This window comes from Micromonospora sp. DT229 (assembly GCF_049844505.1).
Taxonomy (GTDB): Bacteria; Actinomycetota; Actinomycetes; order Mycobacteriales; family Micromonosporaceae; genus Micromonospora.
In genome coordinates, this window is record NZ_JBNCLD010000018.1 from 91313 (window position 1) to 111023 (window position 19711).

General features: G+C 70.8%; 20 protein-coding genes. 5 read left to right on the plus strand and 15 right to left on the minus strand.

The genetic code is table 11. The features are described 5' to 3' along the window. Positions 1-11: 11 nt before the first annotated feature. From ACLQ2T_RS23635 to ACLQ2T_RS23645, 3 genes are read right to left on the minus strand one after another with little or no spacing between them, the layout of a single operon-like run. Complete coding sequence (locus ACLQ2T_RS23635; protein ID WP_425768545.1) at positions 12-2015, minus strand: DUF5941 domain-containing protein; 2004 nt, start codon at positions 2013-2015, stop codon at positions 12-14. Continuing rightward, a complete protein-coding gene (locus ACLQ2T_RS23640) occupies positions 2012-2758 on the minus strand; it encodes an ABC transporter ATP-binding protein (protein WP_425768546.1) in 747 nt (248 codons plus the stop codon). Before ACLQ2T_RS23640 ends, ACLQ2T_RS23635 begins: the two co-directional genes overlap by 4 nt. Beyond that, positions 2758-3585, minus strand: coding sequence for an ABC transporter permease (locus tag ACLQ2T_RS23645; RefSeq protein WP_425768547.1), 828 nt, complete (start codon positions 3583-3585; stop codon positions 2758-2760). The genes ACLQ2T_RS23640 and ACLQ2T_RS23645 overlap by 1 nt, the downstream gene beginning before the upstream one ends. Positions 3586-4216: 631 nt before the next feature. Here ACLQ2T_RS23645 and ACLQ2T_RS23650 point away from each other — a divergent pair. Further along, entirely contained in the window at positions 4217-4423 is a 207-nt protein-coding gene (locus ACLQ2T_RS23650) for a PspC domain-containing protein (RefSeq protein ID WP_327023137.1), read from the plus strand. Between the two features lie 178 nt (positions 4424-4601). Here ACLQ2T_RS23650 and ACLQ2T_RS23655 read toward each other — a convergent pair whose 3' ends face one another. The 6 genes from ACLQ2T_RS23655 to pdxH all read right to left on the minus strand — a co-directional run bounded on the left by ACLQ2T_RS23655 (position 4602) and on the right by pdxH (position 9500). Beyond that, positions 4602-5345 carry a DUF4230 domain-containing protein gene (locus ACLQ2T_RS23655; protein ID WP_425768548.1) on the minus strand — a complete coding sequence of 248 codons (744 nt, stop codon included), beginning with the start codon at positions 5343-5345 and terminating at the stop codon, positions 4602-4604. A 134-nt stretch (positions 5346-5479) separates the two neighbouring features. After that, positions 5480-5785, minus strand: a complete 306-nt coding sequence (locus ACLQ2T_RS23660) for a type II toxin-antitoxin system VapB family antitoxin (RefSeq protein ID WP_425768549.1) — start codon at positions 5783-5785, stop codon at positions 5480-5482. A 189-nt stretch (positions 5786-5974) separates the two neighbouring features. Next, positions 5975-6577: a nitroreductase family protein gene (locus ACLQ2T_RS23665; protein WP_425768550.1), complete on the minus strand. Its 603-nt coding sequence runs from the start codon at positions 6575-6577 to the stop codon at positions 5975-5977. A gap of 35 nt (positions 6578-6612) precedes the next feature. Then, positions 6613-7542, minus strand: coding sequence for an aldose 1-epimerase family protein (locus ACLQ2T_RS23670; protein ID WP_425768551.1), 930 nt, complete (start codon positions 7540-7542; stop codon positions 6613-6615). Positions 7543-7593: 51 nt separating this feature from the next. Beyond that, entirely contained in the window at positions 7594-8877 is a 1284-nt protein-coding gene (locus tag ACLQ2T_RS23675) for an MFS transporter (RefSeq protein WP_425768552.1), read from the minus strand. Continuing rightward, positions 8874-9500, minus strand: a complete 627-nt coding sequence (gene pdxH / locus ACLQ2T_RS23680) for a pyridoxamine 5'-phosphate oxidase (RefSeq protein WP_425768581.1) — start codon at positions 9498-9500, stop codon at positions 8874-8876. Before pdxH ends, ACLQ2T_RS23675 begins: the two co-directional genes overlap by 4 nt. A 278-nt stretch (positions 9501-9778) precedes the next feature. On the opposite strand from pdxH, the gene ACLQ2T_RS23685 reads away from it, so the two are divergent. The 3 genes from ACLQ2T_RS23685 (at position 9779) to sepH (ending at position 13700) form a co-directional block, all read left to right on the plus strand. Then, a complete protein-coding gene (locus ACLQ2T_RS23685) occupies positions 9779-10885 on the plus strand; it encodes a citrate synthase 2 (RefSeq protein WP_425768553.1) in 1107 nt (368 codons plus the stop codon). Between the two features lie 315 nt (positions 10886-11200). Beyond that, on the plus strand, positions 11201-12328 hold the full coding sequence (serC, locus tag ACLQ2T_RS23690; protein WP_425768554.1) for a phosphoserine transaminase: 1128 nt from the start codon (positions 11201-11203) through the stop codon (positions 12326-12328). Between the two features lie 289 nt (positions 12329-12617). Beyond that, positions 12618-13700 carry a septation protein SepH gene (gene sepH / locus ACLQ2T_RS23695; RefSeq protein ID WP_425768555.1) on the plus strand — a complete coding sequence of 361 codons (1083 nt, stop codon included), beginning with the start codon at positions 12618-12620 and terminating at the stop codon, positions 13698-13700. Positions 13701-13891: 191 nt separating this feature from the next. On the opposite strand, the gene thpR is transcribed toward sepH, so the two are convergent. From thpR to ACLQ2T_RS23720, 5 genes are all read right to left on the minus strand, one after another. Continuing rightward, the gene (gene thpR / locus ACLQ2T_RS23700) at positions 13892-14491 is read right to left on the minus strand and encodes an RNA 2',3'-cyclic phosphodiesterase (RefSeq protein WP_425768556.1); all 600 of its coding nucleotides are present in this window, start codon (positions 14489-14491) and stop codon (positions 13892-13894) included. A 46-nt stretch (positions 14492-14537) separates the two neighbouring features. After that, on the minus strand, positions 14538-15029 hold the full coding sequence (locus ACLQ2T_RS23705) for a hypothetical protein (protein ID WP_425768557.1): 492 nt from the start codon (positions 15027-15029) through the stop codon (positions 14538-14540). Between the two features lie 66 nt (positions 15030-15095). Further along, the gene (locus ACLQ2T_RS23710; RefSeq protein WP_425768558.1) at positions 15096-16373 is read right to left on the minus strand and encodes an MFS transporter; all 1278 of its coding nucleotides are present in this window, start codon (positions 16371-16373) and stop codon (positions 15096-15098) included. Positions 16374-16445: 72 nt separating this feature from the next. Further along, positions 16446-16895, minus strand: a complete 450-nt coding sequence (locus ACLQ2T_RS23715; RefSeq protein ID WP_327023149.1) for a MarR family winged helix-turn-helix transcriptional regulator — start codon at positions 16893-16895, stop codon at positions 16446-16448. Between the two features lie 106 nt (positions 16896-17001). Further along, positions 17002-18480 carry an NCS2 family permease gene (locus ACLQ2T_RS23720; RefSeq protein ID WP_425768559.1) on the minus strand — a complete coding sequence of 493 codons (1479 nt, stop codon included), beginning with the start codon at positions 18478-18480 and terminating at the stop codon, positions 17002-17004. Between the two features lie 47 nt (positions 18481-18527). Between ACLQ2T_RS23720 and ACLQ2T_RS23725 the strand changes: the two genes are divergently transcribed. Further along, positions 18528-18812, plus strand: coding sequence for a DUF2530 domain-containing protein (locus ACLQ2T_RS23725; RefSeq protein ID WP_425768560.1), 285 nt, complete (start codon positions 18528-18530; stop codon positions 18810-18812). A gap of 28 nt (positions 18813-18840) precedes the next feature. Here the strand turns inward: ACLQ2T_RS23725 and ACLQ2T_RS23730 are convergent, their stop codons facing one another. Next, positions 18841-19677 (minus strand): DUF3027 domain-containing protein, encoded by an 837-nt coding sequence (locus tag ACLQ2T_RS23730; RefSeq protein ID WP_425768561.1) that lies wholly within the window; start codon positions 19675-19677, stop codon positions 18841-18843. Positions 19678-19711 lie beyond the last annotated feature (34 nt).

The window sequence follows — 19711 nt, forward strand, 5'->3', positions numbered from 1 at the left end:
CCCGGCCCCCGTCAGGTTGTCGCGTTCCCCCCGGCACCTGTCGGCACCCGGGCCGGCCGGACGAACCAGGCCAGCACCACGCTCGCCGCGAAGAGCACCAACAGGTAGATACCGAGTGTAGCGAGACCAATACTGACGATTCCGACAATCGCCGTCAGCCCCAGCAACACCGACCGCCCCTCCCAGCCGAGGGTCGCCGGGTGCAACGGTGGTGCCGGTTGCCGCTTCTCCAGCCGGGCCACCAGGTCGTAGTGGTGCAGGGTGAGCACGAAGACGTACCCGAAGATCAGCCAGGCCGGGGCCCCGCCGATCACCCCTACCGCGATGGCGAACAGGTACTCCGCGGCCCGCAGGGCCGCCGGCACCAGCCAGTCCAGCGGACCGTTGTGGGCCGCCCGGGCACCGGCCGCGCCCACCAGCAACACCAACAGCACCACCGGCACCGTCCAGCGCAGCCGATCCGCACCCTCGCCCGCCAGCAACGCCACCAGCAGCAGGACCCCCGCACCCAGGGCGGCGAACACCGCTAGCACCAGCGGCCCCGGGCGACGCAGCGTCGGTAGCCGGGCCGCCAGCAGGCCGTCGTCGCGGTGCAGGAGGGCGTCTAGGGTGTCCAGCACCGGCACCCGCATCCACCGGGCCCGCAGGGTACGCAGCGCCCCGGTGTACGCGAACGCCAGCACCCCCCAGGTCAGTACGGCCAGCAGCGCGATCCGCTGGTTGAACAGGGCGGCGGCCAACGCGATCAGGGCCCACCGCTCCCCGATCGGGAAGACCACGGTGCGCTTGAGCCAGTACGACACCGAGCCGGTGTCGGCCTGCACCTTCGTGGAGGCGGCGTTCAGCCGGTCCCCGATGCCGCCGCCCCCGGTGCCGACGGTCTTCGGCCGTCGGGCCGCCTCGTCGTGCAGGACGCCGTACCAGGCATCGGTCATGTGCCGGACGGTTTGTAGGGTCATCGCGGCGATGGCCAGGGCCCACCCGTATCGGACCCCGGCCGCCGTGGCCCCCCACCCCAGACCGGCGTAGACCAGGTACTCCTTGGCCCGGTCGGCCATGGTGTCCAGCCAGCCGCCCCAGGCGCTGAAGTTGCGGGTGTACCGGGCCAGTTGGCCGTCCACACAGTCCAACACGAACCCGAGGTAGAGCAGCACCCCACCGGCGACCAGGGCCACCCGGCCGCCGGTGGCGAACAACGCCGCCGCGGCCACCGCGAACCCCACCGACAGCATGGTCACCCCGGTCGGGCTAAGACCCAACCGGGCCGCCGCCTTCGTGACGTACGGGGACCAGGTGCTGACGAAATAGGTAGTGAAGAAGTCGTCCTTCTCCTTGACCGACAGCCGCAACTCGGCCCGGTCCTCGTCCACCTCGGCGATCGCGGCCTGCGCCGCGTGCAGTTCGCTCACCTCGTCCACCCGGTGCGCCACCAGCAGGCGTACCCGCTGGGCGAAGACCAGCACACCCTGGGCGGTGAGCCCGGCGAAGACCTGGTCCACCGCCGGTCCCGAGGGCTCCACCGGCGCACCGCCCCCGTCCCCGTGCCCGGCGGCCACATCGGCCAGCCGACCGGTAGCCGCGGCCCGGGCGGCGGCGACCAGCGCCGGGAGGTCGTCCCGGCCGACCCGCACCGCGCCACCGAAGACCCCGGTGGCCTCGCCGTCCAGCCGATGGGCGGGACCCGCGCCGACCACCTGGCCGCGTTCCTCACGGACCGTGGTGCGGCCACCGGTCGGCGGGTCGGTGAGCACCAAGGCCACCGTCGGCCCGACCGGACTTGTCAACAGATGCCGCAGTACGGCGGTGTGCGCGACCAGGTCGGCACCGCTGACCACCACCGGACCCGCGGATGTCCCGGCCAGGTCGGCCAACTCGTCGAGGTCGGCCGCGAACCGTACCTCCGTGACCCCGGCCGCCCGCCACTGCGCGGCCAGTCGGTCGGTCAGCGCCGTACCGTCGCCCGTCGGCAGGCCCGCGGCCGGAGAACCGGCGGCGAGCACGATCGCGAGCGTCACCGGGGAACCGCGTCGTGGTACGCGGCCAGCGCCTCGGCGATCGTGCCGTCGACGCTCAGCCGGCCCGCGTCGAGGAACAATCCTCGACGGCAGAACCGGGTCAGGTCCTTTTCGTTGTGTGACACCAGCACCAGAGTGCGCCCCTCCCCGAGCAGACGATCGATGGTCGTGTAGCACTTCGCGCGGAACTCGGCGTCCCCGACCGCCGTCACCTCGTCCATCAGCAGGATCGGGTGTGGCAGGTGGGAGATGATGGCGAAGCCCAGCCGCACCTTCATACCGGACGAGTAGTGTCGCACCGAGGTGTCGATGGCCCGTTCCACCTGTTCCCCGGCGAACGAGACGATCTCCTCGAAGTGCCGCTTCAGGTAGCCCGACGACAGCCCGTGCAGGCCCCCCACCAGGTACAGGTTCTCCCGACCGGTCAGGTCGTTGGAGAAACCGGCGGACAGTTCCAGCAGCGGCGCCACATCGCCGGAAACCCTGATCCGCCCCTCGTCGGGAATCAGCACCCCGGCGATCAGCCGCAACAGGGTGCTCTTGCCGGTGCCGTTGCGGCCGATCACCCCGACGGTCTCCCCGGGTGCGATCGAAAAGGTCAGGTCGCGCAGCGGCCAGAACTGGCCGTCGGCCGCGCTGCGCCGCCCCCGGTGGATGAGCAGTTCCCGCAGTCGCAGTTGCCGCCGACGGTTGCGGACGAACCGGATGCCGAGCCCCTCCGCCTCGATTATCGATTCGCCCATCAGAGCTCCTTGAGCACGGCGGGTTCGAGCCGACGGAACGACCACCAGCCGACCACGAGCAGCAACAGACTGATGCCGACGGTGGTGGCCAGCATCCGGGCTGACGGAAACTCCTCCGGGTACCACACCGAGTGGTGCAGTTGGAAGATGCCGACCAGCGGGTTGAGTTCGTAGCCCAGCTTCAGCCAGCCCGGCAGGCCGGAGTCCCGGACCAGACTCAGCGGATAGATGATCGGGGTGGCGTAGAACAGCACCCGGATGACCAACCGCATGAACCGCTCCACGTCGCGCATCAGCACGTTCCAGGCGGACAGTAGCAGGGCCACCCCGATCAACAGGGTGGCCTGCACCAGCACGGCCAGGGGCAGGGCCAGCAGCGACCAACCCGGCTCGATCCGGCCCTGGGCGGCGTACCAGATCGCGATGCCGGCCAGGATCGGCAGACCGGCGGCGTACTCGGCGAACCGGCCGGCCACCCGACCGATCGGAAACACCTGCCGGGGTACGTTCATCGTGGTGATCAACCGGGACTGTCCGGTCAGGGCGTTCGTCGCCTCACTCAGCGCCGAACTGGTCCACATCCAGGCGAAGATCCCGGTGATCAGAAACAGGGGGTACGACCCGGCGGCCTCGCCCAGGTGTCGGTTGGTGTCCCGGGAGTAGAGCACCCCGAAGACGAACCAGTAGATGGCCCCCATCCCCAGGGGCTCGATCAGGGACCAGAAGTAGCCCAGCACCGACTGCTGATACTTGACCGCCAGATCGCGCCGGACCAGGATGCGCAGCGAGTTGCGGTGCGACCACAACGGCCCCACGCCAGAGGTCACCGTCGTTCTCCCGCCTACCGAACGGACGCCAGGTTAGCAGCCGGTGGAGGCCGTCCGTTCAGCCCTAGATCGCGTCGACCACCAGGCCCGCGCGTCGTCTCCCCACCATCCGGGTACTCCCCGCCGAGGATCTTCCCGCCGCCCCGTACCCGACATTCGGATCGGCGCCAGTCTCGCCCACGGTCCTGACCCCCTGGTCGAGCGACACGCCCGCCCCCCGTCACCGCGCCACACCACCCGGCCGACAGCGGTCGCCCCGATGCTAGCCCCTGCACCCCGCTCGATACCCCGACTTCCACCCCGACCCCACCCTCCCCCCGCCCTCCGCCCCTTCCTCGTCGATCATGCACTTATGGTCGCCGATTTGACCGTTTAAGAGTATTATGCCCCGACCAAAACTCCATGATCGACGGGGCGGGGCGGGGCGGGGCGGGGCGGGGCGGGGCGGGGCGGGGCGGGGCGGGGCGGGCGCTAGGGCGCGCGGGAGGGGAAGGGTGGGGTGCGGGGGGCGCGGGTAAGTACCTACGGGTGGGCGGGGCGGGATTCGTTCTCGGGACGGAGGGCGAGGGCGGACCGTGTCCCTAGCGTTGATTACCGGAGCGGCGGATCGCCGCAGAGGGGAACCACCACGATGAGTCGCAAGCTTGTTCGGCCCCGGCAGGGGCGCATGTTCGCCGGCGTCTGCGCCGGTCTGGCCCAGCGTTTCGGCATGTCGGCCGGATTCGTCCGGCTGCTGTTCCTGCTGTCGCTGCTACTGCCCGGCACCCAGGTGATCATCTACCTGGCCCTGTGGATCATCATGCCCAACGAGGACCGCTACGTGATGGCCGGTCGCTGACCTCCCCACGCCGGGCTCCCGCCCGAGCCCGGCGCAGCCAACCTCAAGCAGCTATTTGCAAGCAACCAACTGCACGGCAACCAGCGCAGCCGACTTCGGGGATGCTGCCCGCCGGCCGACTGCCGGAGGCGGCGATCCCCGAAGTCGCCCTATCGAACGGGTGAAGCCGCCCGGCAGGTCAGGGGGCCACGTAGGTGACGGTGACCTGCTCGAAGCCCAGGGAGACGAGCAGACCGACGAGCATCTTGCGGGTGTTCTCCTCGGCCCGGGCGGCCAGCCCACTGTCCCGTGCCGCAGCGGTGATCCGATCCTCGGCGAGCTGGTAGACCTGCTGCTGCCGGTTCGGGTCATTGCCGATCAGGTCACCTACCCGGTTGAGCAGGCCGCGCTCCTCCGCGAAGACGTAGCTCTTGTCCAGGTCGAGATTGGTCTTGCCGAGCTGCGGTGCCGGCAGCTTGACTTCTACGGATTTTCCGTCGGCCGACTGCACGATCGCTCCCTCGGTGAGGGCCCCGAAATCGACGTACGCCTCGACACTGCCCGATCCGACGAACAGGGTGCGCTGGTTGAGCAGCCAGTCCGGCACGTTGCGGCGGTCGTTCTGCAGGTCGACGACGACCTGGAAGTTGCCTTCGGCGGCCACGTATCGGCTGAGGTCCCGCATCGACTCCAGCAGCGCCGGCTGGCTACGGTCGGTCTGCTCCTTGCTGAAGGGATTGCGGAACTCGGGCAGGAGCCCGGTGGTCTGCACGCCGAGCAGGACCACCACGGCCAGTGCCGCCGCGCCGAGTACCCAGAGCAGGGCGCGGGCGGCGCCGCCACTGGACGGGGGCGCGGGTGGAACCTCGGACCGGTCGTCCGCTCGCAGGTCAGTGTCGGAAAAACTGCTGGTGGGCTCGTTGATGTCGCCGTCGCGTGCCATCGCCCTCACCGTCCTTGTCAGACGCGTTGTCTGTGATGACGGTAAGCCCCCCGTACGACACCCGCTCGCCGAGTCACCCGATCGCGTGTTTCCGCAGCTCAGTACGGGTCAGGACCCGGCGGGAAGAGGCACTGTCACTCGATCGCTTCGGCGAGCACGAGCACCCGGGCGTGGATCTGGTTGCGCTGTTGCAGTGCGGCGCGCAGCGCGCGGTGCAGGCCGTCCTCCAGGTAGAGGCCCCCGTTCCACTGCACCACGTGCGGGAACAGGTCTCCGTAGAAGGTCGAGTCCTCCGCCAGGAGCTTGTCCAGGGCCAGCTCACGCTTGGTGGTGATGAGCTGGTCCAGCCGCAGCGGTCGGGGCGGGATCTCCGCCCACTGCTTGAGAGTCAGGTTGTGTTCCGGGTAGGGACGCCCGTCCCGGACCGCTCTGAAGATCACGACGGCACGCTCCCCTCCCTACCCGATTCGTACCACGACACCGACGAGGGTCGCGGCACGGTACCGCGACCCCCGCAGCACCGATGTCCGTGCCAGCGTAGCGGCACCCCGCACCCCGCGTTCTGCTCCCCGGCGCCAGTTTCGCCACCGGGAGTCCGGTTCTCAACCGGACGAAACCGCCCGTACGGGTCAGCTCCACCGCCCTCGGCGGACCACTTCCTCCACCGGACGCCGCCCTCGGCGCAATGAGGGTGACCGATGGTCGGGGGCCCGATAACCGACAGTGATAGCACCGATCGGGTGGTACTCCTCCGGCACCCCGAACGCCTCCCGGTAGGAGTCCCACCGCTGGGGCGGTATCCCGAAGAAGCACGCCCCCAGTCCCTCGTCGACCGCGGTCAGCATCATCAGCAGGGCGGCGAAGCCGGTGTCGATGTACCAGTAGGGCACCGGCCAGCGTTCCGTCGAGCGGTCCGCCCAGCCCTTGTCCGCCTCGGCGTACCGCTCCAGGTAGACCGAGCGGTTGGCGTGCGGCACCACGATCAGCGGGGCCCGGCGCATCCCGGTCAGCCAGCGTTCCCGGCCGCCGCCGGCCGGGGTGCTGGCCGCCCAGAAACGCTCCCGGTCCGCCGGCTCCTCCAGCACCAGGAACCCCCAGCCCTGGGAGAATCCCGCCGACGGGGCCCGTACCGCATGGTCCAGCAACCGGTCCACCACGGCCGGGGGAACCGGGCGGTCCGGGTCGTAGTTGCGCACCATCCGGCGGCGCCGGACCACCTCCGCGAACTCCACCTGCACTCTCCTCCACGCTGGTCCGGGCGGCGGCCTCAGCTGGTGGGCTGGATGCCCCAGACTCCCCGCCAGGTGTCGCCGGGTGCCAGGACGATCAGATCCCGGCCGGAGCGGAAGGCATCCGGCGGGCAGGTCATCGGCTCGACCGCCACCGAACGCCGGAACCGCTCACCGGTCAGGGTGTCACCGGTGTAGACCTGCCACCAGCCGAACTGGGCGTCCGCCCAGATCCGCAACCCGCTGGTCGCCTCCGGCCCGCTCAGGGTGACCGCGGAACCGCCGTCGTCGTCCCGGTCCACCTGCCCGAAAGCGGTATCCAGTACCGCGTCGCCGATGCGTCGCGGCTGGGTGTAGTCGTACTCCGTGCCGCTGACCGGGGTCACCCCGACCGGCAGCAACCGCCCGTCCACCACCACCCGGGTCTGCGCGGGCACCTGCAACGCGATCTCCTCCACCGACACCCCGGGCAGTTGCAGGTAGGGATGCACGGAGAAGCCGAAGGGTGCCGACTGCCCGCCAATGTTGGTCACCTCGTGCTCGGCCCGCAGCCCGTCCGGCCCCACACTCCATCGGGTACGCAGCCGCAGCGGCCACGGATAACCCGGCTGGGGCGGCAGGTCGAACCCGATCGTGACCTCGTCCGGCCGCTGCTCGATCAGGTGCCAGGCCGACCAGTTGACCAGGCCGTGGATGGCGGTGCCGCGCTCCGGCTCGGTGATGTTGAGCTGCAACGACTGCCCGTCGAAGGTGTAGTCCCCGTCCCGGATCCGGTTGGGCCAGGGGGCGAGCACCTGACCGGCGGAACCGGGGCAGACCTCGTCGGTGCCGTACCCGTCCAGGTGCTCGACGCCGTCCTGCCGGTAGGCGCGCAGCCCGCCGCCCACCTCGACGATGACCGCCTCGTGTCCGGCGGCGGAGATGGTCCACTGTGCCCCGGAGAGGGGACGCGGCTCGTGGTTATCCATGTCGCCAGACCCTAGCTTCCGGGTGCGCCGCCCGCTCACCACGGTCGACGATCATCGAGCTCCCCCGGAGGCCCGGTACCGGGTCAGCGCCGGGAACGCCACCGCCAGCAGCACCGCCAGCACCGCTGCGGCCAGGCCGCCGCCCACCCAGGCCACCCCGCTGCCGAAACCGGCCGCCATGGCTCCCGCCCGCAGGTCACCCAGGCGGGGCCCGCCGGCCACCACGACGGTGTTGACCCCTTGGAGGCGTCCGCGCATCCGGTCCGGGGCGTACACGATCAGCATCGACTGCCGCACCACCGCGCTGACCAGGTCGGCCGCACCCGCCAGCACCAGCAACGCGACCATCAGCCAGAGCTGACGGGCCAGCCCGGCCAACGCCACCGCGACCCCCCAGCCGACGACGGCCAGCACCAGCACCAGTCCCTGCCGACGGACCCGGCCGATCCAGCCGGAGAGCAGCCCGGCGAGCAGAGACCCGATCGCGATGGAGCTGTAGAGCCAGCCCACCGCCGCGCCACCACCGAACCGCTCGGTCGCGACCTCGGGAAACAGGGCCCGGGGGAAGGCGAACACCATCGCGATCAGGTCGACCGCGAAGGAGAGCAGCAGCACGGGGGCGCCGGCCAGGTACCGGACCCCGTCGACGATGCTGCGCAGGCCGACCTGCCGGGGACCGCCGTCGGGATCCGGCTCAGGCGGCATCGCGGGCAGCCGCAGGGCCGCCCAGATCAGCGCGACGAACAGCACGGCATCCAGGCCGTAGGCCACCGGCAGGGCGACCCCGAGTTCGAAGGTGGCGAGGATCAGACCGGCGGTCAACGGCCCGAGCACCGAGGTGGCCATCGCCGTGGTGAAGTTCAGGGTGGTGGCTGCGGGCACCAGCTCGGTCGGGACCAGCCGGCCGACCAGGGCGGCGCGGGCCGGACTGGCGATCGCGAACGACACCGAACTCAGCGCCACCAGGGCCAGCAGGAGCACCGGGCTGCCGACATCCAGCACGGCCTGCGCCAGCAGACCGAGTACGGACACCCAGAGCAGCACCGACCCACCGAGCAACACCCGACGCCGGTCGAGGGCGTCGGCGACCGCGCCGCCCCACAACCCGAAGACCAGCAACGGTACGAAGGCAGCCACCCCGAGCAGCCCCACCCACAGGGAGTCCTGGGTCAGCGCGTACATCTCCACCGGTACGGCGACCGCGGTGAGCTGGTACCCGAACATCGCGATGGCGTTGCCGCTCCACAGCCGCCGGTACGCCGGCACCCGCAGTGGGCGCAGGTCGATGGCCCAGCGGCGCCGCTCGCGCCCCCGGGAGGTGTCGGTCTTGGTCACGGGGCCAGCCGCTCCACGACCCAGTCGGTGTCGGTACGGCGGAACCGCAATCGGTCGTGCAGCCGGCTGGCCCGTCCCTGCCAGAACTCCACCGAGTCGGGGCGTACCCGCAGCCCGCCCCAGTGCTCCGGGGCGGGGATCGGCTCCACGTCGGCGAACCGCTGCGCCGCCACCCGGTAGGAGTCGTCCAGGGCGGCCCGGTCCGGCAGTACGGACGACTGGGTGCTGGCCCACGCGCCGAGCTGCGAGCCGCGCGGCCGGCTGGCGAAGTACTCCTCGGTCGTGGCCCGGTCGATCCGCTCCACCGCCCCGGTCACGATCACCTGCCGTTGGATGGGAAACCAGGGAAACACCAGGCTGGCGTACGCGTTGGCGGCCACCTCGGTGCCCTTGCGGGAGTGGTAGTTGGTGAAGAAGACGAAGCCCTCCGGGTCGTACCCCTTGAGCAGCACCGTCCGCCCACTCGGCCGGCCGCTGGCGTCGGCCGTGCCCACCACCATGGCGTTCGGCTCGGGCAGCCCGGCAGCCACCGCCTCGGCGAACCAACGATCGAACTGGGTGTACCAGTTCTCGGCCAGGTCGGCCTCGACCAGCCCGGATCCGGCCGTGTACTCGTTACGCATGTCGGCCGGTGGCGGTGTGTCCCCCGTCACGTACCCTCCCCTGTCCATCCGGCTGATCCGCCCCCGACCAGCCCGTACGGTCAAGTCTCACCCAATCAGCCACGGCCGCCGCATCCGGGGATGTCGTGTGCAGCACATCGACAGTGGGTCGCGTACCCGATTACCAGCAGGCAAGATGTCACGAACACATCCCTGAGGGTCGCCTAAGGCGCTCACCCGGCCGGGGCCGGGTCATCGAGCCCGGGCGGGCGCACCGACCACACACCAGGAGTAGTGAGATGGCCGATTTCAAACCCGGACTCGAAGGCGTCGTAGCGTTCGAAACCGCTATCGCCGAACCCGACCGCGAGGGCGGTGCGCTGCGTTATCGCGGGGTCGACATCGAGGATCTGATCGGCCAGGTCTCCTTCGGCAACGTCTGGGCCCTGCTGGTCGACGGTCGGTTCGGGCCCGGTCTGCCCCCGGCCGAGCCGTTCCCGGTGCCGGTGCACTCCGGTGACATCCGGGTCGATGTGCAGTCCGCCGTGGCGATGCTCGCCCCGTACTGGGGGCTCCAGCAGATGCTCGACATCTCCGACCAGCAGGCCCGCGAGGACCTCGCCCGAGTCTCGGTCACCGCGCTGTCCTTCGTCGCCCAGTCCGCCCGGGGCCTCGGCCTGCCGGCGGTGCCGCAGAAGGAGATCGACAAGGCCTCGACCGTGGTCGAGCGCTTCATGAAGCGGTGGCGCGGGGAGCCCGACCCCCGGCACGTCAAGGCGGTCGACGCGTACTTCATCTCGGCCGCCGAGCACGGCCTGAACGCCTCCACCTTCACCGCCCGGATCGTCGCCTCCACCGGGGCGGACGCCGCCGCCTGCATCTCCTCGGGCATCGGGGCCCTCTCCGGCCCGCTGCACGGCGGAGCGCCGTCGCGGGTGCTCAGCATGTTGGAAGCCGTCGAGCGCAGCGGGGACGCCGAGAGCTACGTCAAGGGCGTCCTCGACCGGGGTGAGCGGCTGATGGGCTTCGGCCACCGGGTGTACCGGGCCGAGGACCCCCGGGCCCGGGTGCTGCGGCGTACCGCCAAGGAGCTGGGGGCACCCCGGTTCGAGGTCGCCGAGGCGCTGGAGAAGGCGGCGCTGACCGAGTTGCAGGCCCGCCGGCCGGACCGGGTGCTGGCCACCAATGTCGAGTTCTGGTCGGCGGTCGTCCTCGACTTCGCCGAGGTTCCGGCCCACATGTTCACCTCCATGTTCACCTGCGCCCGGATGGGTGGTTGGAGCGCGCACATCCTGGAGCAGAAGAAGCTCCAGCGCCTGGTGCGGCCCTCCGCCCGCTACGTCGGCCCGAGCCCCCGCAAGCCGCACGAGGTCGAAGGCTGGGACGCCGTCCCGCACGGCGTCTGAGGTGTAAGGAAGGGCCCCTGCTTAACGTTTCCGGTAGAGCAGGGGCCCCTTGTTAACACTCGGGCCCCCGGGTCGGCGAAGGTCGACGTACCGCAAAAGGTTCCGGTGTGGGCCAGGCCACGGGCTGTGGCAGACGACTCACGGTTCGGGGCATGACGAACGCCCGGAGCGGCGGCGACGGGTGCGAGGATGAAGGCCGGCAGCGCCGCCGGTGGGTTCGACCGGCTCCACGGTCCACCCAGCACGCGCCCGCCGATCGGTCCACTCCCACCTGCTCACTCGGGCCCCGACCCATGCGGAAGGATCTTGAAAACCGTGGCTGACGCTCCGACCATCCGGATTCCCGACGAGATCAAGCCCGCCGACGGCCGATTCGGCTGCGGGCCGTCCAAGGTCCGTCCGGCGGCGGTCTCCGCGCTCGCCGAGGTGGCCACCAGCTACCTGGGCACCTCGCACCGGCAGAAGACCGTCCGTGACCAGGTGGCCCGGCTGCGCTCCGGCATCGCCGAGTTCTTCTCCCTGCCCGAGGGCTACGAGGTCATCATCGGCAACGGGGGCGCCACCGCCTTCTGGGAGGTCGCGACCTTCGGCCTGATCCGCGACCGGGCCCAGTTCGCCAGCTTCGGCGAGTTCGGGGCCAAGTTCGCCAAGTCCGTCAAGGACGCCCCCTTCCTGGGCGAGCCCACCATCCGCAAGGCGGACGCGGGCAGCGCCCCGACCCTGGTCGCCGAGGCCGGGGTGGACGTCTACGCCACCCCGCACAACGAGACCTCGACCGGTGTCGCCGTACCGATCAGCCGGGTGGCCGACGCCGACCCGGGCTCGCTGCTGCTGGTCGACGCCACCTCCGGCGCCGGTGGCCTGGAGGTCAACGTCGGCGAGACCGACGTCTACTACTTCGCCCCGCAGAAGTGCTTCGGCTCCGACGGTGGCCTGTGGCTGGCCCTGATGTCGCCGGCCGCCCTTGAGCGGGCCACCGAGATCAAGGCCTCCGGCCGGTACATCCCCGCCTTCCTGGACCTGGTCACCGCGATCGACAACTCGCGGCTGGAACAGACCTACAACACCCCGGCGCTGGCCACCGTCTTCCTGGCCGCCGAGCAGACCGACTGGATGAACTCCCAGGGTGGGCTGGCCTGGGCAGCCAAGCGCACGGCCGAGAGCGCCGGGATCGTGTACGGCTGGGCCGAGCGCTCCGCCGTGGCCACCCCGTTCGTCGCCGACCCGGCCCTGCGGTCCAACGTGGTCGCCACCATCGACTTCGCCGACGGGGTGGACGCGACCGCGATCGCCAAGGCGCTGCGGGCCAACGGCATCGTGGACACCGAGCCGTACCGCAAGCTGGGCCGCAACCAGCTGCGCATCGCGCTCTTCCCGGCCGTCGAGCCGGCCGATGTGGAGGCCCTGACCGCCTCCATCGACTACGTGGTCGAGCGGCTCTGACCCGCCGCTGAGACACCGGGCCCGGTCGACCCTGCGCGGTCGGCCGGGCCCGCTACGCTGAACGGACCGGCCGTGCGATGGTCGTACCGTCGGGGTCGAACCGCCCCTGTCGGCCCCTGGCGACTGACCGGCCGCACAGCCCCCACCAGCACCGGACAAGGCTGCTCAGCACGAGTTGCTCGGGCGTGGCGTCTCCCACCTGGACCCGGATGGGCGTACCGTGGTCCTCAACGCCCCGGGTGGCCGGCTCGTGGCGTAACGGCCAGCGAAGCGGGACGGAGGCAACGCGATGCGCCCAGTACGCTTCGTCGCCCTCTCCGAGGACGGCCAGGCCCTGGTGCTCGCCGACGAGGTCGGGCGGCTACTCGCCCTGCCCATCGACGAGCGTGTCGCCGGAGTGCTGCACGCCGAGCCGGGTGCACCGACGCTGACGGTGGCACCGACCACCGCCGATCCGATTCCGTCCCTGTCCCCTCGGGACATTCAGGCCCGGATCCGCTCCGGCGAGTCCGCCGAGGACGTCGCCCGCATCGCGGGGGTTCCGGTCGACCGGGTGCTCCGCTACGCCGGTCCGGTGCTTCAGGAGCGGGCCATGCTCGCCCAGCACGCCCGGCGTACCCGACTCAAGGGTGCCGACAAGCCGACCCCGCTGGCCGAGGTGGTAAACGGGCGACTCGCCCAGCACGGCATCGACACCGAGAAGATCTCCTGGGACGCATGGCGTCGCGACGACGGCACCTGGCGGATCGTCGCCACCTGGCCGTCCGGCAAGGCCACCGCCCAGGCGGTCTGGGATCTGGACAAGACCCGCCAGTCGGTCACCCCGCACGACGACATGGCGCAGTACCTCTGCGCCGAACGCCCCACCCCGATCCTCGGGCAGGAGCCGGCACCGGAGCGGGGCGGCCACGGGCTGCCCGGTCCCTCGCGCGGCGAGCCCACCCGGGGTGGCCACGGGCTGCCGGCACCGGCCGAGTCGGGCCGCGCTGGTCGTGACCCGATCCGCGCGGGCCGGGACGCCCTGCTCGCCTCCCTCGATCGGCCACTCGGCTCGACCTCGGGTCGGGGCCTCGAACCCCGCACCCCGGCCGCGCTGGCCGGCACCCCGGATTCCCCTCGGCAGCGGGCCGTCTCCGGTGGCGCTGCGGCGTTGCTCGGTGGTGGTCAGGGCTCCGCCTTCGACGACGACGCGGACGCGCCGAAGGAGGTGCCGGCCGTACCCTCGCTGGCGGTGCTGCGTCCTCGTCGCACCAGCACGCCCGCCGCGGGTGCCGCCGAGTCGACCGAGGCCGGCAGCAAGCCGCGCAAGCGCCTGCCCAGCTGGGACGACGTCCTGTTCGGCACCGGCCCCGCCGCCCGCGAATCCTCCTGACCCACCCGGGCGTCACCCGCACCCCGCCCGCCGAACGCACGCCGCGTCGAGCGCACGCCGCGCCGATCTTGCACTTTCTGTCCCCGCAAAACGCGCATACCGGTGCGAATCGGCGACCGAAAGTGCAAGATCGGCGGGCGGTCGAGGGCGGCGGCAGCGGGGGCGGGTGGCAGGGCGCAGGGGTGGGTGGGTTAGAGGGGGTGGGTGGTTAGGGGGTGGTGGGTGGGGGGAGGGCCGGGACAGGTCTGTACCAGCACCAGTTCGGCTACGGGCCAGGGTGGGCCACGGTAGCCGTCGAGGGTGGCCAGGTCGGCGTCCAGGTCGGTGGGGGGCAGTCGGTCACCGGGGCGGGCGATGGTCAGATGGGGCCGCAGCGGCTTGTCGTCAGTGGGCACCCCGATCGCGGCCAGTTCGGCGCGGACCGCACCGGCCAAGGTCACCAGGCCGTCGACCTCGCCGTGGACGTCGGTCCAGACCACCGTGCTGCGGCCCTGGCCGAACCGACCACCGCCGCCGAGCCGGAGCACGGGTGGCCGGAGCACGGGTGGCCGGAGCACGGGTGGACCGCTATGGACCATGTCGACGGCTAGCCGCAGCGCCTGCTGCACGGCCGGCAGCCGGGTGGGGTCGACCTCACCGAGAAAGGCGAGGGTGAGGTGGGCGCGGTCGGGGGCGACCAGGCGTACCTTCGCCCCGGCGGCTGCCGCCGCGCTGAGTCTGAGCCCGGCGACCGTACGGAACAGGTGTCCGATCGCCTCGGCGGGCGGGTAGACCGCGATGAAGAGTCGCATCGACGCAGGATTTCAGGCCGCAGGCCCGGCCCCCGGCGCACCCGGGCTAGTGGTGGCGCTGATGTTGGCCGGGGCGGGCGGCCGGCAGGCGGAGACCGGCGGCGTCCAGTTCACCCTCGATCCGGACCCGTTCGAGCTGCCGGTCGATACCGGTCAACTCGACCAGGTGTTCGGTGATGCCCAGCGCCCGACAGGCCCGCCGGAGCCGGTCGTCGTACGCGTCGAGCACGCTGCTGTGCCACACTACGGCGGCGCCGCCCAGCCGGTTCCGACGCAGGCACCGCAGATCCGCCGCGAGCTGCTCCAGGGGACGCCGGTCGGGGCTGTCGAGGGCGTCGAGGGCCTCCCCGCCGGCCGTTACCGCCTGATCGAGCTGTCGGATCAGGCGCCGTTCCCGTCGCCGGGTGCGCCACTCGTCGAATCCGCAGGTGAAGCGGGCGAGGACCTCGTCGGTGCAGACCACGAGCGCGATCAGCACCGGTACGAAGACCACGGCGATCAGGGCCAGGGACAGCAGCAGTAAGCGCAGGACCTCCACCCAACGAAGTTATGCCGCTTCGGACAGTGACGTCGCTGTTTTTCCAGTATCCGGCCGCCCGGGCGCTCAGACCTCGGTGACATAGAAGCGCGGCATGGGCAGGATCCGGAACCGCAGTCGGGCGCCGTCGCGGCGGAGCTGCCAGGCCAGCGCGAGCAGGGCGGTGACCAGGGAGACCAGGCCGCCGGCCCAGATGCTGACACCGGCACCAAAGGTCTCCGCGATCCAGCCGATCACGGGCGCACCGACCGGGTTGGTGCCGAGGAACACCAGCACCCACAGCGCCATGACCCGTCCCCGAAAGGCCGCGTCGGTGCCGAGTTGGACCCGCTGGTTGGCGGCCTGGGCGAAGTAGACCATGAAGAAGCCGGTCGGCGGCAGCAGGGCCACGACCATCCAGTACGTGGGTGCCAGCCCGACGAGGGTGCCGAAGACCGCGCAGGCGATGGCGGCGCCGAGCACCAGCCAGACCGACGGGCGACTACGCCGACCCGTACCGGCCAGCGCGCCGACCAGGGCACCGACCGCCAGGGTCGTGCTGAGTAGGCCGAAGGAGGCCGCGCCGGTGTTGAACACGGTCTTCGCCAGCGCCGCCAGGGTCAGCTGGAAGTTGAACAGCGCCATCCCGATCACCGACATCACCACCATCGGCAGCAACAGGTCGGGGCGACGGCCGACGTACCGCAGTCCGTCCAGCACGGTGGCGGCGGCCCGCTCCTCACGCGGCAGCAGGGGTGCGCGGTGCAGCTCGGAGCTTCGCATCTGCACCACCGTGACCAGGGGTGCGATCGAGCTGAGCGCGGTGACCATGAAGACCGGCCCGACGTCGAAGGCGGCGATGGCCAGGCCGGCGACGGCCGGCCCGACGATGCGGGCCGAGTTGAACACGGCCGCGTTGAGGGAGAGCGCGTTGGGAAGCAGTCGGGTGCCGACCAGTTCGGAGACGAACGCCTGCCGAACCGGGGTTTCCACCGCGTTGGCCGTACCGAGCAGCGCGGCGAAGACGAAGACGTGCCAGAGCTGCACCAGGCCGGTGACGACCAGCAGGCTCATCGCCAGGGACAGCACGGTCCAGAAGGCGTTGGCCACGAACAGGAGCATCCGCTTGTCGTACCGGTCGGCCAGCCGGCCGGAGATCAGCGTGAGCAGCAGTACGGGGGTGAACTGGAGCGCGACCACCACGCCGAGGGCGGTGGCCGAATCATCGGAAAGCTCGAGGACCAGCCAGTCCTGGGCGATGAACATCATCCAGACGCCGATCAGTTTGACCAGTTGCCCGGATGCGAAAAGCCGGTAGTTGCGGACCTGTAGGGACTGGAACATCGTGCTCAACCGTGCCTGCACTCTCGGTGCGCCTCCTCGCGGTGGTACGCGTCGTCGTCGTCGGACGGCGCGGCGCACACCGGGTGTGCGGCGTCAGGCGCGGGAGAGTCGCTGGAGAATCTCTGCGGCGTGTTGCAGGGTCTCCCGGTCGGTATCGCTCAGCTCGGTCAGCCGGCGGGCTAGCCATTCGTCTCGGACCCGCTCGAACTGGTCGAGCACGTCCTGACCTCCCGCGGTCACCGCGAGGATCACCTGCCGCCCGTCGGTCGGGTGCGGGGTGCGCTGCACGAGGCCGCGCTCCTCCAGCTTCGCGACGATCTTGGTCATCGTCGGTGGCTGCACCCGTTCGACGTCGGCGAGTTCCCGCGGCGTGAGCGCTCCGCCCAGCCGGATGCTGGTGAGCGCGGACAACTGGGTGACCGTCAGGTCACCTACCGGCCGGGCCTGGCGGACCCGCCGGTTGAGCCGGGTGATCGCATCACGCAGCTGATGGGCCAGCTGCGCCGGTGGCATGCTCTGCGCCGTCACCGTCCGCTCCGTCACGATAGTTAGCCTAACTAATGAGCTGGCCGGACCGCAGGGAATATGACCACCCTCACCCCACCCCGGCCGGGTGTGGCGAACCCACACCCGGCCCGAGCCTGGGATGTCAGAACACCAGCGCCTCGATCGGACCGCGCAGGAAGTACACCACGAACAGTGCCGCCACTCCGTACAGCAACGGGTGGACCTCACGGGCCTTGCCCTTGGCCAGCTTGATCACCACGTAGGCGATCAAGCCGCCGCCGATGCCGTTGGAGATCGAGTAGGTGAACGGCATCAACACGATGGTGAGGAACGCCGGGATGGCGATCTCGTAGTCGGCCCAGTCGATGGTCCGTACCGCGGTCATCATCAGGAAACCGACCACCACCAGGGCGACGGAGGCCGCCTCGAACGGTACGACCACGACCAGCGGGGCCAGGAACATGGCCAGCAGGAACAGCGTCCCGGTGACCAGGTTGGCCACCCCGGTCCGGGCGCCCTCCGCGACACCGGCGGCACTCTCGACGAACGCCGTGTTGCTGGAGACGCTGGCCGCGCCACCGGCCGCCGCGCCGATCGAGTCGACCAGCAGGATCTCCTTGGTCCGCGGCGGAGTGCCCTGCTCGTCGAGCATGCTGCCTTCCTGCCCGACCGCGACCATCGTGCCCATGGTGTCGAAGAAGTCCGTGATGAGCAGGGTGAAGATGAACATCAACACGACCAGCCAGCCAGCCCGCTCCCAGGAGCCGAGCACGTTGAACTGGCCGAGCAGCGACAGGTCCGGCACGTCGATGGGATTGCTGGGCAGGACCGGGACGTTCAGCGACCAGCCCTTGGGGTTCGGCTCCCCGTTGACGAAGGACGGGCCGATGTTGCCCAGCGCCTCAACGATCATGGCCAGCACGGTGGAGGCGAAGATGCCGATCAGGATCGCGCCCTTGACCCGGCGTACCACCAGCACCAGGGTCAGCAGCAGACCCAGCACGAAGACCAGGGTCGGCCAGCTGGCCAGCTTGCCGCCGATGCCCAGGCCCAGCGGCACGGTGCTGTTCGCCGCATCCGGGATCCGCCGGACGAAGCCGGCGTCGACCAGACCGATGATGGTCAGGAACAGGCCGATACCGACCCCGATCGCGGTCTTCATCTGGGTCGGCACCGAGCGGAACACGGCGGTACGCAGGCCGGTCAACACCAGCACCGCGATGATCAGACCCTCGATGACCACCAGACCCATGGCGTCGGCCCAGGTCATCTCCGGCGCGATCTCGTACGCCACCAGGGCGTTGACGCCTAGACCGGCGGCGACGGCGAGCGGGAACCGGCCGACCACGCCCATCAAAATGGTCATCAGACCGGCGACCAGCGCGGTCGCCGCGGCGATCGCCGGAATGGCCAGGGCCTTGCCGTCACCGTCGACGGCACCACCGAGGATCAGCGGGTTGAGCACCACGATGTACGCCATCGTGAAGAAAGTGGCCAGACCACCCCGTACCTCGCGGCTCATCGTCGAGCCGCGGGCGGTGACCTCGAAGTACCGGTCGAAGCCGTTGCGCGGCTGACTCGGGTCAGGGGGTGTGCTGTTGTCGAGCGGGGCTACTGCCATCAGAAACCTCACAGCGGATGATCAGGTCGTCGCGCGCATCGTCCCAGATGATCGGCAACCCGCAAACGTCGGTCGCGTACCCTGACCAGGTGCCGAAGCCGCAGCCCAGACCTGAACCACTAGACCCGCCGATGGTTCCATTCGCGTTGGTCGGCATGGCGGCGTGGGCAGTGGCCGGTCTGGTGCTGCTGTTGTTCCGAGACCGGCTGGCCGCGAGCGGTCACGAAGACTGGCTCTGGATCTGCCTGGCCGGTTTCCTGTGGGGCTTCCCCGGTTTGGCCGCGATGATGCGGCACGACGCCCACCGACGCCGCCGCCGCGCCACCGGCTGACCGCGACCGACCGCTCCGGCCCGCCCGATCAGGGGTGGCCGTACGGCTCCGAGGGCTCACCCGACTCGACCGACCCGGGTGCCCGTGACACCGACATCGGCTCCACCGCGCTGTCGTCGTAGATGGCGGGGACCTCCTCCACCGCCGTCTCGGCCTCGATCAAGGTCTCCGAGTGGGCGCCACAGCCGTGGTCGGTGCTGACCACCCGGCCGTCGTCCGGGGCGTAGAAGTTGCCGCAGACCCCGAAGCACTGCCGCAACTGCCCGGCGAGCGGGAGGTAGAAGCCGCAGGTGCCGCAGCGGGCGGCGGCCGGAGCGGAGACCGAGATCGGTGCCGTCGGGCCATGGTCGCCGTCGTACCAGCGCTGGGCCGTCTCGGCACGCCCCTCCCGCGACAACACCCGGGCCCGGCCCAGCCCCAACTCCCAGGCGGTCTCCTCCACCACCGGGTCGTCGGAGAGCAGATAGCCAGGCTGGAGCCGCTCGTCGTCCGGGGGCGTGAGCAGCAGATCACCGGGACCGAGATCACCCGGCTTGAGTCGCTCCTGCCAGGGCAACCAGCCGGGTGCCAGCAGCGCATCCGGCCCGGGTAGCAGCACGGCCTCGCAGATGGTCACCGTACGGCTGCGCGGCACCCGGGTGACGGTGACCGCCCACCGCCAGCCGCGATAGCCGGCCAGCAGGCATTCGAAGTAGTGGGTGACGAGCCGATCGCCCTCGGCGACAGCCTGGAGATGTTCACCGACTTCGGTGGCTTCCACCTCGGTGATGCCGGCACGCGCCACCTCTACGGCGGCGGCGCAGACCTGGTCGAGACGAGCGGCGCGGGCGGAGACAGGCCTGGTCACCCAACCATTGTTCCCCATGGGTGGGCCGGACCGTGAGGCACTCCCCAGAGGT

Excerpts from the sequence above, each read along its gene's own strand:
- ACLQ2T_RS23640 (WP_425768546.1), bottom strand. The coding sequence starts at position 2,758 with ATGGGCGAATCGATAATCGAGGCGGAGGGGCTCGGCATCCGGTTCGTC.
- ACLQ2T_RS23650 (WP_327023137.1), top strand. The coding sequence starts at position 4,217 with ATGAGTCGCAAGCTTGTTCGGCCCCGGCAGGGGCGCATGTTCGCCGGC.
- ACLQ2T_RS23655 (WP_425768548.1), bottom strand. The coding sequence starts at position 5,345 with ATGGCACGCGACGGCGACATCAACGAGCCCACCAGCAGTTTTTCCGAC.
- ACLQ2T_RS23670 (WP_425768551.1), bottom strand. The coding sequence starts at position 7,542 with ATGGATAACCACGAGCCGCGTCCCCTCTCCGGGGCACAGTGGACCATC.
- pdxH (WP_425768581.1), bottom strand. The coding sequence starts at position 9,500 with ATGCGTAACGAGTACACGGCCGGATCCGGGCTGGTCGAGGCCGACCTG.
- ACLQ2T_RS23685 (WP_425768553.1), top strand. The coding sequence starts at position 9,779 with ATGGCCGATTTCAAACCCGGACTCGAAGGCGTCGTAGCGTTCGAAACC.
- sepH (WP_425768555.1), top strand. The coding sequence starts at position 12,618 with ATGCGCCCAGTACGCTTCGTCGCCCTCTCCGAGGACGGCCAGGCCCTG.
- thpR (WP_425768556.1), bottom strand. The coding sequence starts at position 14,491 with ATGCGACTCTTCATCGCGGTCTACCCGCCCGCCGAGGCGATCGGACAC.
- ACLQ2T_RS23720 (WP_425768559.1), bottom strand. The coding sequence starts at position 18,480 with ATGGCAGTAGCCCCGCTCGACAACAGCACACCCCCTGACCCGAGTCAG.
- ACLQ2T_RS23725 (WP_425768560.1), top strand. The coding sequence starts at position 18,528 with ATGATCGGCAACCCGCAAACGTCGGTCGCGTACCCTGACCAGGTGCCG.
- ACLQ2T_RS23730 (WP_425768561.1), bottom strand. The coding sequence starts at position 19,677 with ATGGGGAACAATGGTTGGGTGACCAGGCCTGTCTCCGCCCGCGCCGCT.